At 51.6% G+C, this 11,159-nt stretch carries 16 protein-coding genes; 10 read left to right on the forward strand and 6 right to left on the reverse strand.

Features of this window, described 5'->3' with window-relative positions; genetic code table 11:
* Nucleotides 1-71 precede the first annotated feature (71 nt).
* From rplQ to ACRDD5_RS22250, 4 genes are all read left to right on the forward strand, one after another.
* The gene (rplQ, locus tag ACRDD5_RS22235; RefSeq protein WP_001216372.1) at nucleotides 72-458 is read left to right on the forward strand and encodes a 50S ribosomal protein L17; all 387 of its coding nucleotides are present in this window, start codon (nucleotides 72-74) and stop codon (nucleotides 456-458) included.
* A gap of 103 nt (nucleotides 459-561) precedes the next feature.
* Entirely contained in the window at nucleotides 562-930 is a 369-nt protein-coding gene (locus ACRDD5_RS22240; protein WP_271282527.1) for a DUF1992 domain-containing protein, read from the forward strand.
* Between the two features lie 2 nt (nucleotides 931-932).
* The gene (gene zntR, locus ACRDD5_RS22245) at nucleotides 933-1,358 is read left to right on the forward strand and encodes a Zn(2+)-responsive transcriptional regulator (protein WP_438678020.1); all 426 of its coding nucleotides are present in this window, start codon (nucleotides 933-935) and stop codon (nucleotides 1,356-1,358) included.
* Nucleotides 1,359-1,413: 55 nt separating this feature from the next.
* Nucleotides 1,414-1,632: an alternative ribosome-rescue factor A gene (locus ACRDD5_RS22250; RefSeq protein WP_271282525.1), complete on the forward strand. Its 219-nt coding sequence runs from the start codon at nucleotides 1,414-1,416 to the stop codon at nucleotides 1,630-1,632.
* On the opposite strand, the gene mscL is transcribed toward ACRDD5_RS22250, so the two are convergent.
* From mscL to def, 5 genes are all read right to left on the reverse strand, one after another.
* Nucleotides 1,627-2,043 (reverse strand): large-conductance mechanosensitive channel protein MscL, encoded by a 417-nt coding sequence (gene mscL, locus ACRDD5_RS22255; RefSeq protein ID WP_271282524.1) that lies wholly within the window; start codon nucleotides 2,041-2,043, stop codon nucleotides 1,627-1,629. The genes ACRDD5_RS22250 and mscL overlap by 6 nt on opposite strands.
* A gap of 145 nt (nucleotides 2,044-2,188) precedes the next feature.
* Nucleotides 2,189-3,565: a Trk system potassium transporter TrkA gene (trkA, locus tag ACRDD5_RS22260; protein ID WP_271282523.1), complete on the reverse strand. Its 1,377-nt coding sequence runs from the start codon at nucleotides 3,563-3,565 to the stop codon at nucleotides 2,189-2,191.
* 22 nt (nucleotides 3,566-3,587) lie between these two features.
* Nucleotides 3,588-4,874, reverse strand: coding sequence for a 16S rRNA (cytosine(967)-C(5))-methyltransferase RsmB (rsmB, locus tag ACRDD5_RS22265; protein WP_438678021.1), 1,287 nt, complete (start codon nucleotides 4,872-4,874; stop codon nucleotides 3,588-3,590).
* Nucleotides 4,875-4,926: 52 nt separating this feature from the next.
* Nucleotides 4,927-5,874, reverse strand: coding sequence for a methionyl-tRNA formyltransferase (fmt, locus tag ACRDD5_RS22270; protein WP_271282521.1), 948 nt, complete (start codon nucleotides 5,872-5,874; stop codon nucleotides 4,927-4,929).
* A 25-nt stretch (nucleotides 5,875-5,899) separates the two neighbouring features.
* Entirely contained in the window at nucleotides 5,900-6,409 is a 510-nt protein-coding gene (gene def / locus ACRDD5_RS22275; RefSeq protein WP_271282520.1) for a peptide deformylase, read from the reverse strand.
* Between the two features lie 127 nt (nucleotides 6,410-6,536).
* Between def and dprA the strand changes: the two genes are divergently transcribed.
* Genes dprA through ACRDD5_RS22305 form a run of 6 tightly spaced genes read left to right on the forward strand, consistent with a single transcriptional unit; the run spans nucleotide 6,537 to nucleotide 10,319 of the window.
* Nucleotides 6,537-7,661: a DNA-protecting protein DprA gene (gene dprA, locus ACRDD5_RS22280; protein WP_438678022.1), complete on the forward strand. Its 1,125-nt coding sequence runs from the start codon at nucleotides 6,537-6,539 to the stop codon at nucleotides 7,659-7,661.
* A complete protein-coding gene (gene smg, locus ACRDD5_RS22285) occupies nucleotides 7,633-8,106 on the forward strand; it encodes a DUF494 family protein Smg (protein WP_271266488.1) in 474 nt (157 codons plus the stop codon). Before dprA ends, smg begins: the two co-directional genes overlap by 29 nt.
* Nucleotides 8,107-8,131: 25 nt before the next feature.
* Nucleotides 8,132-8,689 (forward strand): topoisomerase DNA-binding C4 zinc finger domain-containing protein, encoded by a 558-nt coding sequence (locus tag ACRDD5_RS22290; protein ID WP_438678023.1) that lies wholly within the window; start codon nucleotides 8,132-8,134, stop codon nucleotides 8,687-8,689.
* Nucleotides 8,679-9,251: an L-threonylcarbamoyladenylate synthase type 1 TsaC gene (gene tsaC, locus ACRDD5_RS22295; protein WP_271282517.1), complete on the forward strand. Its 573-nt coding sequence runs from the start codon at nucleotides 8,679-8,681 to the stop codon at nucleotides 9,249-9,251. Before ACRDD5_RS22290 ends, tsaC begins: the two co-directional genes overlap by 11 nt.
* Nucleotides 9,252-9,255: 4 nt before the next feature.
* On the forward strand, nucleotides 9,256-10,074 hold the full coding sequence (gene aroE, locus ACRDD5_RS22300) for a shikimate dehydrogenase (protein ID WP_438678024.1): 819 nt from the start codon (nucleotides 9,256-9,258) through the stop codon (nucleotides 10,072-10,074).
* A complete protein-coding gene (locus ACRDD5_RS22305) occupies nucleotides 10,071-10,319 on the forward strand; it encodes a DUF1488 domain-containing protein (protein ID WP_438678025.1) in 249 nt (82 codons plus the stop codon). The genes aroE and ACRDD5_RS22305 overlap by 4 nt, the downstream gene beginning before the upstream one ends.
* On the opposite strand, the gene ACRDD5_RS22310 is transcribed toward ACRDD5_RS22305, so the two are convergent.
* Entirely contained in the window at nucleotides 10,295-10,849 is a 555-nt protein-coding gene (locus ACRDD5_RS22310; RefSeq protein ID WP_438678026.1) for a gamma carbonic anhydrase family protein, read from the reverse strand. The two genes, ACRDD5_RS22305 and ACRDD5_RS22310, sit on opposite strands and share 25 nt — an antisense overlap.
* Nucleotides 10,850-11,159 lie beyond the last annotated feature (310 nt).

An 11,159-nucleotide genomic window follows, 5' to 3' on the forward strand; every position in this document is an offset into this window, starting at 1 on the left:
CTGGCCACCGGCAAGCATCGCTGACGAGTAACCGGATCACAGGTTAAGGTTTTACTGAGAAGGATAAGGTCATGCGCCATCGTAAGAGTGGTCGTCAACTGAACCGCAACAGCAGCCATCGCCAGGCTATGTTCCGCAACATGGCAGGTTCACTGGTTCGTCATGAAATCATCAAGACGACCCTGCCTAAAGCGAAAGAGCTGCGTCGCGTAGTTGAGCCGCTGATTACTCTTGCCAAGACTGACAGCGTTGCTAATCGTCGTCTGGCATTCGCCCGTACTCGTGATAACGAGATCGTGGCAAAACTGTTTAACGAACTGGGTCCGCGTTTCGCGAGCCGTGCAGGTGGTTACACTCGTATTCTTAAGTGTGGCTTCCGTGCAGGCGACAACGCTCCGATGGCTTACATCGAGCTGGTTGATCGTTCAGAATCGAAAGCAGAAGCTGCTGCAGAGTAATCTGTAGTAACATGAAGAAACCCGCTTCGGCGGGTTTTTTTATGTTCATCCCACCCCCACTTACCTACAATAATCCTTTCTTCGTTTGCTGCGGTAATTTGCAATGTGGTTACTCGACCAGTGGGCAGAGCGGCATATTCTTGATGCTCAACGCAAAGGTGAATTCGATAATCTGCAAGGCAGCGGTGAACCGTTGATTCTTGACGATGATTCGCATGTCCCCGCCGATCTTCGCGCCGGATATCGTATGCTGAAAAATGCAGGCTGTTTGCCACCGGAGCTGGAGCAGCGTAAAGAAGCCGTCGAACTTGCCCGGTTGTTAAGTACAGTCAGACAAGAATCTGCGGATTACACGGAGTATCGTCGTCGCCTCGCCCTGCTTGAACTTAAGCTACGCCAGGCCGGCATCAGCACTGATTTCCTGCAGGGAGATTATTCCGGCAGGCTTATACAAAAACTCAACGAGGAGTAGCAATGTATCGGATTGGTGAGATCGCAAAGCTGGCAGGCGTCACCCCTGACACTATCCGCTATTATGAGAAACAGCAGATGATGGAGCATGAAGTGCGTACGGAGGGTGGCTTTCGGTTGTATACCGACAAAGATCTCCAGCGTCTGAAGTTTATCCGTCATGCCCGTCAGCTAGGGTTTACGTTGGAATCGATCCGTGAGCTGCTGTCGATCCGTATCGATCCTCAACATCATACCTGCCAGGAATCGAAAAGCATCGTTCAGGCAAGACTCAATGAGGTCGAAGCGCGAATTGAAGAGTTACAAACTATGCGCCTGTCACTGCAACGCTTAAATGATGCCTGTTGTGGCACTTCTCACAGCAGCGTTTACTGTTCAATTCTGGAAACTCTCGAACAGGGTGCAAATGGAGAAGCTCGCGGTTGTTGATTTTACTCACCGCTGCTTCTACACTCGCGTTGACATTTTATACAATGGAGAAATTATGAGCCGCTATCAGCACACGAAAGGGCAGATCAACGATAATGCGATTGAAGCCCTTCTGCACGATCCGTTATTCAGACAACGAATTGAGAAGAATAAGAAAGGGAAAGGAAGTTATCTGCGCAAAACAAAACATGCAAAACGGGGTAACTGGGAGGCCAGTGGCAAGCAAGCAAATCGCTTTCTTACCACTGGCCTTCTTGTTTCATGCGTCTTATAGGGTACGGTTATTCTGTACTTTCAGTAAGTCGCGGATTTCAGTCAGCAAGACTTCTTCTTTCGTTGGAGCAGGCGGTGCAGCGGGTTCTTCTTTTTTCTTGCGATTCAGTCGATTGATAAGCTTGATAGCCATAAAAATGGCAAAGGCAACGATCACAAAATCAAAAACGTTCTGAATGAATACCCCGTAGTGCATGACCACTGGCGGAATATCGCCTTGCGCAGCACGTAAGGTTACGGCGAATTGTTTGAAATCAATGCCACCGATCAGCAGCCCCAGCGGTGGCATGATGATATCGGCAACCAGCGAGGAAACGATCTTACCGAACGCTGCACCAATGATCACACCCACTGCCAAATCCACGACATTCCCACGCATCGCAAACTCGCGAAACTCTTTAACAAAACTCATTTTCTTCTCCTTGTGCCATCCAATGGGTTTAAGTTTAACAAAGGATTAGCTAATTGCCATTGAGGATGAGCAGACGTCATAATAATTTAACCCTTACATATTATTGGGTTAAATACAGGAGGGCGGTATGCAGCCCTCCGGAGGATTACAGGAAGAAAGGACTTGGCTGGAATAAGCGCTCGACGTCGGTAATAAATTTTTTGTCCGTCAGGAACATAATGACGTGATCGCCCTGTTCAATACGCAAATTATCGTTGGCGATCATCACATCATTACCTCGGACAACGGCGCCAATGATGGTGCCCGGCGGAAGCTTAATCTCATCGATGGTACGTCCCACTACGCGGGAGGTGCTCTCATCCCCGTGCGCAACGGCCTCGATGGCCTCTGCCACCCCACGTCGCAGGGAGGAAACGCCGACAATATCGGCCTTACGCACATGACTCAGCAGAGCGGAGATGGTGGCCTGCTGGGGCGAAATAGCAATATCAATAACGCTTCCCTGGACCAGATCGACATAGGCCCGACGCTGGATAAGCACCATAACCTTTTTTGCACCCATGCGTTTTGCCAGCATTGCTGACATGATATTAGCTTCGTCATCGTTGGTCACAGCAATGAAAAGATCAACTTGATCGATGTGCTCTTCGGCAAGCAGCTCTTGATCCGACGCATCGCCATAAAAGACGATCGTATTCTGTAGCTTTTCTGCCAGCTCTGAGGCCCGCTGTTGATCGCGTTCGATCAGTTTAACGCTGTAATCTTTTTCTAGCTGCCGAGCCAGACCGGCACCGATATTACCCCCGCCAACCAGCATGATACGTTTATACGGTTTCTCGAGCCGCTGCAGCTCGCTCATCACCGCGCGAATATGCTGGGATGCGGCGATAAAGAAGACCTCATCCCCGGCTTCAACAATGGTTGAACCTTGCGGTCTGATGGGACGATCGTGACGGAAAATCGCGGCAACTCGCGTATCAATATGCGGCATATGCTCGCGCATTGTGGAAAGCGCGTTACCAATCAGCGGGCCACCGTAATAGGCTTTAACCACGGCAAGGCTGACTTTACCTTCCGCGAAATTAACCACCTGCAGCGCACCTGGATACTCAATCAGTCGGTAAATACTGTCGATAACCAGCTGTTCTGGCGCGATTAAATGGTCGATAGGCACTGCGTCGGAATTAAACAGCTTATCGGCATCACGGATATAGTCCGGGGAACGGATACGCGCGATACGGTTAGGCGTATTGAATAACGAATAGGCCACCTGACAAGCCACCATATTGGTTTCATCTGAACTGGTGACGGCAACCAGCATGTCGGCATCATCCGCGCCAGCTTCACGCAGCACGCGGGGATGGGAACCATGCCCCTGAACAACGCGCAAATCAAACTTATCCTGCAGGCTGCGCAAACGATCGCCATTGGTATCGACAATGGTGATGTCATTATTCTCACCGACCAGGTTTTCAGCCAGCGTACCGCCAACCTGCCCCGCGCCCAGAATGATTATCTTCATATCATGTGACCCGTTATCAACATCACGCTTTGATTAGCTTAGCGTAAAAGAAGCCGTCGCCTTCTTCTGCGCCAGGCAGGTTCTGTTTGCCGGGATGTTCCGACGTACCGGTTGTCTGCAAGTGGGCATCAGGGGTGCGCTTCAGGAACGCTGCGATCTGTAGGCTGTTCTCTTCTGGCAGCACGGAACAGGTGGCATAAACCAGCGTTCCGCCTGATTTCAGATGTGGCCATACCGCATCAAGGATCTCCGCCTGTAGCTGCGCCAGTTCGTTAATATCGCGATCGCGACGCAGCCATTTAATATCTGGATGACGTCGAATAACGCCAGTGGCGGAGCAGGGGGCATCCAGCAAAATGCGATCGAACTGTTCATCGCCACACCACTGGTCGGGCTTACGCCCGTCACCCTGTTTGACCTCGGCTTTCATTCCCAGACGCTTAAGGTTGTCGTAAACGCGAGAAAGACGCTGCTCATCAATATCGACGGCCATCACGCTGGCCTGCGGGGCGACTTCAAGGATATGTGTTGTTTTACCGCCCGGCGCTGCGCACAGGTCAAGAATACGCTCACCGTTTTGCGGCTCGAGGAAGTTCATACAACCCTGAGCAGAAGCATCCTGAACGGTGACCCAGCCTTGTTCAAAGCCCGGAAGCGCAAGAACAGAAGTGGGGGCTGCCAGACGGACCGCATCGCTATAATCCGGATGGGTAAATCCACTCATCCCCGCCTCTTCCAGCAGCGCCAGCCAGGCATCGCGGGAATGATGGTTACGGTTGACGCGCAGCCACATTGGCGGACGAAGGTTGTTAGCTTCTACAACGGCTTCCCACTTCTGCGGATAGGCTTTTTGCAGACGTTTTAGCAACCAGTCAGGATGCAGAAAGCGTTTTTCTGAGCGTGAAAATTCAGCCAGCAGTTCATCTTGCTGACGCTGAAACTGGCGTAATACACCGTTGATCAGCCCTTTGAGCTGCGGACGCTTCACTGCCACTGCGCCTTCAACGGTCTCTGCCAGCGCGGCGTGAGGCGGAATACGAGTATGCAGCAACTGATAGAAGCCAACCATGATCAGATAATGCAACACGCGCTGCTTACCCGTCATCGGGCGCGACATCAGTTTACCGATCAGCCACTCCAGCTGTGGCAACGTGCGCAGAACACCAAAGCACAGCTCCTGAAGCAGGGCTTTATCTTTATCAGAGACTTTTTGCTGGAACGGTGGCAGGACATTGCTCAATGACTGACCCTGCTCGACCACTTGCTCAATCGCCTGGGCTGCCAGGCTGCGTAAGTTTTGTTTTTTCATAACCACAAAAATAAAAATGCCCGGAAACTCCGGGCCTTAAATTGAGATGATCTCAGGCGAGACAATTACCAGGTGTAAACCATTCACGGCGGGAGTTCAGAAGATCCTGCGCACTCATGGCTTTTTTGCCTGCAGGTTGTAAGGATTCCAGATTCAGGATCCCTTCAACAGTTGCTACCTGAATACCTTGCTTGCTTGCGTCAATAATGGTGCCGGGCGCGGCAGTCGACTGGCCAGCAATAACCGAGGCTTGCCAGACTTTTACGGGTTGCCCGTCGATTTCCAGCCAGCTCATCGGCCAGGGATTAAATGCCCGGATGCAGCGTTCAAGCTGAGCAGCAGAGAGTGACCAGTCGAGACGGGCCTCTTCTTTACTGAGTTTCTCGGCATAGGTGACCAACGCTTCGTCCTGGACTTCAGGACGGGTGGTATTGTCGGCCAGCTGTTGCAGCGTATCAATAAGACCCTTCGGCCCGAGCTCTGCCAGTTTGTCATACAGCGTGGCGCTGGTATCGTCGGCAGCAATGGGACAGGAGAGCTTATACAGCATGTCGCCGGTATCCAGACCCACATCCATCTGCATAATCGTCACGCCGGTATTGGCATCGCCGGCCCACAGCGAACGCTGAATGGGTGCAGCACCACGCCAGCGTGGAAGCAGAGAACCGTGGACATTAATGCAACCCAGACGCGGCATCTCAAGCACCGCTTTTGGCAGGATTAAGCCGTATGCCACAACGACCATGACATCTGCGTTTAATTCAGCAACCAGCTGCTGGTTTTCCTGCGGGCGCAATGAAGCTGGCTGAAACACCGGTAAGCCATGTTCTTCCGCCAGCACCTTAACCGGGCTTGGCATCAATTTTTTACCGCGACCAGCAGGGCGATCGGGCTGAGTAAAGACGCCAACAACCTGATGGCCAGACGACAACAGCGCATCCAGATGACGCGCTGCAAAGTCGGGGGTTCCTGCGAAGATGATACGTAGTGATGTAGACACGTTAATCCTTGTATCCGGGGTCACGTTATGCGCGGGTGCGCAGGCGATCCAGTTTCTCTACTTTCTGACGAATGCGCTGCTGTTTCATTGGCGAGAGATAATCGATAAAGAGTTTACCGACCAGATGATCCATCTCATGCTGAATGCAGATTGCCAGCAGATCGTCCGCTTCCATTTCAAACGGCTTACCGTCGCGATCGAGCGCACGGATTTTAACTTTTTCTGCACGAGGCACCAGGGCGCGCTGCTCAGGAATAGAGAGGCAACCTTCTTCAATCCCTGTTTCGCCCCATTTTTCCAGCAGCTCGGGGTTAATCAATACCAGACGTTCTTCCCGGTTTTCAGAAACGTCGATCACGATGATGCGCTGGTGAATATCAACCTGCGTAGCGGCGAGACCAATGCCCTCTTCAGCGTACATCGTATCGAACATATCATCGATGATACGCTGAGTTTCTGCATTCACTTCTTTAACCGGCTCGGCGACTTTGCGAAGGCGCTCGTCCGGGATATGTAACACTTGCAAAACTGCCATATATTTCCAGAGTCGTGTTCAGGAGTTGAAAAGAATATTACCTCTATTCTAGACAAATCCCCCTCTGATTGACAGCATCACTGACCAATCGCAAAGATTGCTATAGCTGCTTGTGGCAGGGGAAAGGATGACATCCACAGAGATTTGGTTACGCCTGATAAACATTGGAGAACTGTACGGCGATAAGATGGTGGTGCTCGCGCAAAAATTGCAGCGCGAAGCCCATATTGATAGCGCTGTGTTGGCGGTGGCTGGGCTCACGCAAAAGCAAATTGAGGCGTTTTTTTCCATTTCACCGCGAGAAATTGAACGCAATATGGACTGGCTTGCAGAGCCGGGACAGCATCTGATCTGCGCAGATCACTCTGCCTACCCAGCACAGTTACGGGCGATTACCGATTACCCCGGCGCGCTTTTCGTGAAGGGCGATCCCTCGGTACTGGGCAGTCTGCAACTGGCTGTGGTCGGCAGCCGTTCACACTCCTGGTATGGCGAGCGCTGGGGAAAGATTATCTGTGAACAATTGGCCCTGGCTGGGCTTACCATTACCAGCGGTCTGGCATGTGGGATCGATGGGGTCGCTCACCGCGCGGCGCTAACCGTTAAGGGAAAAAGCGTGGCGGTATTAGGTAATGGCCTTTCAAGCGTCTACCCTCGTCGTCATGCATCGCTGGCTGAGAACTTGGTCGCGAGCGGTGGCGCTGTCGTTTCAGAGTTCTCTCTCGCAACCCCGCCTTGGCCACGCAACTTTCCTCGTCGTAATCGCATCATCAGTGGATTGAGCCAGGGGGTTTTTGTTATTGAAGCGATGCTGCGCAGCGGGTCGCTTGTTACCGCAAAATGCGCCCTTGAACAGGGACGTGAAGTTTTTGCTTTGCCGGGGGCAGTGGGTAACCCAGGATGTGAAGGGCCGCATTGGCTGATCAAGCAGGGGGCCACGCCCGTTACTGCGGCAGAGGACATTCTGGACAGTTTGCGATCCAGCTTCAATTGGCTTGCGAATGAACCCGAGAATAGACTTAATTTATCAGATCAAGACCAGGTAGCATTGCCATTTCCTGAGCTCCTGGCTAACGTAGGAGATGAGGTAACACCTGTTGACGTTGTCGCTGAACGTGCCGGCCAATCTGTGCCAGTAACGGTAGCACAGCTACTGGAACTGGAGTTAGCAGGATGGATCGCAGCTGTACCCGGCGGCTATGTCCGATTAAGGAGGGCAAGCCATGTTCGACGTACTCATGTATTTGTTTGAGACTTACATCCATAACGAAGCTGAAGCGCGCGTGGATCAGGACAAACTTACGCGCGATCTTACTGATGCGGGTTTTGAACGGGAAGATATTTACAACGCGTTAATATGGCTCGAAAAACTGGCTGATTATCAGGAAGGCCTCGCCGAACCGATGCAGTTGGTTTCCGATCCGCTGTCTGTACGCATCTATACGGCTGATGAATGTGAAAGGCTGGATGCGAGTTGCCGGGGATTCATTTTATTCCTCGAGCAAATTCAGGTGCTCAACCTCGAAACGCGTGAAATGGTGATAGAACGCGTTATGGCTCTGGATACGGCAGAATTTGAGCTGGAAGATCTGAAATGGGTCATCCTGATGGTTCTGTTCAATATTCCAGGCTGTGAAAATGCCTATCAGCAAATGGAAGAATTACTCTTTGAAGTGAATGAAGGTATGCTGCATTAATTCATCAGCAGCACCAAGAGTTGTTATGGCCAAATCAGCACTATTTACGGTGCATAAAAACGAGCCCTGTCCGCAGTGCGGGGCAGAACTTGTTATCCGGTCCGGTAAACACGGGCCGTTTCTCGGTTGTTCACACTTTCCAGAATGTGATTATGTCCGTCCCCTGAAAAATCAGGCGGACGGCCATATTGTTAAGATTCTGGAGGGACAGGTGTGCCCGCAATGTGGTGGCGATTTGGCGCTGCGCCAGGGGCGCTTCGGCATGTTTATTGGCTGCTGCCGCTATCCTGAATGTGGACATACAGAGCAAATTGATAAGCCCGATGAAACGGCGTTAGCCTGCCCGCAGTGCGAAAGTGGGCATCTTGTTCAACGGCGATCGCGTTACGGTAAGACATTTTATTCCTGCGATCGTTATCCTGAATGTCAGTTCGTGACCAATTTCAAACCGGTAGCGGGATGTTGTCCTGAGTGCCAGTACCCGCTACTTATCGAAAAGAAAACCGCGCAAGGCGTTAAGCGCTTCTGTGCCAGTAAACAATGTGGAAAGCCGGTTTCGGCGGATCAAAATAGTGAAGAATAACCTGCCATCAGGCTCTATCGCACATGCGGTGGACGTACTGAATAAAGAAGAAGTCATCGCCTATCCAACAGAAGCTGTTTTTGGGGTCGGTTGCGATCCTGACAGTGAAACAGCCGTTAGCCGTTTATTAGCGTTAAAACAGAGGCCCGTAGAGAAAGGCCTCATTTTAATTGCTTCCCGCTTCGAACAACTAAAACCTTATATTGATGATTCTATGCTGACGCCAGTTCAGCGTGAGTCAATCTTTGCCGCCTGGCCGGGGCCAGTGACGTTTGTCTTCCCGGCGCTGCCGACCACACCGCGCTGGCTGACAGGGCGTTTTGACTCGCTTGCCGTTCGCGTGACGGACCACCCATTGGTTATCGAATTGTGTAATGCGTTTGGTAAGCCGCTGGTCTCTACCAGCGCCAATCTGACAGGATTGCCGCCTTGTCGTACAGCCGATGACGTACTGGCGCAGTTTGGCCCTGACTTTCCCGTCATTATCGGTGATACCGGTGGGCGCCTGAACCCGTCAGAAATCCGCGATGCTTTAACCGGCGAACGTTTTCGCCAGGGGTAATAAGATGGAAACGTATGCCGTTTTTGGTAATCCCATTGCACACAGCAAGTCGCCCTTTATTCATCAGCAATTCGCGCAGCAACTGCACATTGAGCATCCTTATGGTCGCATACTGGCGCCTGTCGACGCGTTTGTGACAACGTTGGATGCTTTCTTCGCGCAAGGAGGTAAAGGGGCGAACGTTACCGTGCCTTTTAAAGAAGAGGCCTTTGAACGTGCCGATGAATTAACTGAACGCGCGTCTCTTGCTGGTGCTGTGAATACGCTAAAGCGCCTGGAAGATGGTCGAATTCTGGGGGACAACACCGACGGCATTGGTTTATTGAGCGATCTGGAGCGGCTGTCATTTATCAAACCCCGGGCGCGGATCCTGCTGATTGGTGCGGGTGGCGCATCGCGTGGAGTGATTTTGCCTCTGCTCTCGCTGGATTGTGCGGTCACCATCACCAATCGAACATATTCCCGCGCGGAAGATCTGGCTACGCTTTTTGCTCATACCGGCAGCATTCATGCCGTTACTATGGATGCCTTAAGCGGACATGAGTTTGACCTTATCATTAATGCCACCTCCAGCGGTCTCGGCGGTGATGTACCTGCGATCCCTTCTTCATTAGTTAACCCACATGTCCACTGCTATGACATGTTTTATCAGAAAGGCAGAACGCCGTTTCTGAACTGGTGTGAACAGCAGGGGGCAAACCATCTCGCTGATGGCTTGGGTATGCTGGTGGGTCAGGCCGCGCATGCGGTGATGCTCTGGCACGGCGTATTACCGGCGGTAGAGCCAGTAATCGAAAAGCTTAAGAAGGAACTTTCTGCATGAACCAGGCGATCCAGTTCCCTGAGCGGGAGCATTGGGATGAAGAAATGTCAGCGGTCTGCTTCCCGGCGCTGGTAAACGGCATGCTAGTAATGTGCGCTATTACAGGCGCAACGCTGAAGCATCGTTTTGGCGATGTCGCTGCGCTGAACGCGTTTCGCGATCATCGCTGGGATCTGGAAGAAGAAGCCAGCGATGCGATCCGCGAGGGTCAGGATGACGATCAGGGCTGGTTCTGGCTCTCCTGATTCAGATAGTCATTCTTCCACTTAACGTAGTTATTGGCTGAATACTTCAAACCTTCCTTTTCCGCTTCCGAAAGGGGGCGGATCTGCTTAACCGGGCTACCTAAATAGAGAAAGCCACTCTCAAGTCGTTTGTTTTGCGGGACCAGGCTGCCTGCACCAATCATCACATCATCTTCTATCACGACACCATCCAGCAAAATTGAACCCATACCCACCAGAACCCGATTACCGATCGTGCAGCCGTGGAGCATGACCTTATGGCCGACGGTGACATCTTCGCCAACGATCAGCGGATTGCCTTCAGGATTGTAAGACGATCGATGGGTGACATGCAGAACGCTACCGTCCTGAATATTAGTGCGTGCGCCGATTGCGACATAATTGACATCACCGCGGATGGCGACCAGTGGCCAGATACTGACGTCGTCATCCATTCGGACATCACCAATGACCACGCTACTGCTGTCGATCATGACGCGATCGCCTTGTTGCGGGAACAGATCTTTATAAGGACGGAGTACTGAAGACATATCAACCTCTACTGATGATCATTATATAGAAGACTTTGATCGGATTATTCAGCTTGATCAAGAGGGAAATATGTCAATATTTGAACGGATCGGGTGGTATTCCATCGAAAAGGACGAAAAAAAAGCAGTCGAAAGAAAAGATCGAAAAAATGCTTGTGCTAAAAACTGGGATCCCTATAATGCGCCTCCATCGACACGGCGGATGTGAATCACTTCACACAAACAGCCGGTTCGGTTGAAGAGAAAAGCGAAAATAAACGCTTGACTCTGAAAGAGGAAAGCGTAATATACGCCACCTCGCAACGGTGAG

It is taken from the genome of Silvania sp. (genome assembly GCF_051656365.1).
Lineage (GTDB): Bacteria > Pseudomonadota > Gammaproteobacteria > Enterobacterales > Enterobacteriaceae > Enterobacter > Enterobacter hatchlandensis.

Bases quoted from the DNA above. Each gene is read 5' to 3' on its own strand.
- rplQ (WP_001216372.1), top strand. From the start codon at position 72: ATGCGCCATCGTAAGAGTGGTCGTCAACTGAACCGCAACAGCAGCCAT.
- ACRDD5_RS22240 (WP_271282527.1), top strand. From the start codon at position 562: ATGTGGTTACTCGACCAGTGGGCAGAGCGGCATATTCTTGATGCTCAA.
- zntR (WP_438678020.1), top strand. From the start codon at position 933: ATGTATCGGATTGGTGAGATCGCAAAGCTGGCAGGCGTCACCCCTGAC.
- ACRDD5_RS22250 (WP_271282525.1), top strand. From the start codon at position 1,414: ATGAGCCGCTATCAGCACACGAAAGGGCAGATCAACGATAATGCGATT.
- mscL (WP_271282524.1), bottom strand. From the start codon at position 2,043: ATGAGTTTTGTTAAAGAGTTTCGCGAGTTTGCGATGCGTGGGAATGTC.
- trkA (WP_271282523.1), bottom strand. From the start codon at position 3,565: ATGAAGATAATCATTCTGGGCGCGGGGCAGGTTGGCGGTACGCTGGCT.
- rsmB (WP_438678021.1), bottom strand. From the start codon at position 4,874: ATGAAAAAACAAAACTTACGCAGCCTGGCAGCCCAGGCGATTGAGCAA.
- def (WP_271282520.1), bottom strand. From the start codon at position 6,409: ATGGCAGTTTTGCAAGTGTTACATATCCCGGACGAGCGCCTTCGCAAA.
- dprA (WP_438678022.1), top strand. From the start codon at position 6,537: ATGACATCCACAGAGATTTGGTTACGCCTGATAAACATTGGAGAACTG.
- smg (WP_271266488.1), top strand. From the start codon at position 7,633: ATGTTCGACGTACTCATGTATTTGTTTGAGACTTACATCCATAACGAA.
- ACRDD5_RS22290 (WP_438678023.1), top strand. From the start codon at position 8,132: ATGGCCAAATCAGCACTATTTACGGTGCATAAAAACGAGCCCTGTCCG.
- aroE (WP_438678024.1), top strand. From the start codon at position 9,256: ATGGAAACGTATGCCGTTTTTGGTAATCCCATTGCACACAGCAAGTCG.
- ACRDD5_RS22305 (WP_438678025.1), top strand. From the start codon at position 10,071: ATGAACCAGGCGATCCAGTTCCCTGAGCGGGAGCATTGGGATGAAGAA.
- ACRDD5_RS22310 (WP_438678026.1), bottom strand. From the start codon at position 10,849: ATGTCTTCAGTACTCCGTCCTTATAAAGATCTGTTCCCGCAACAAGGC.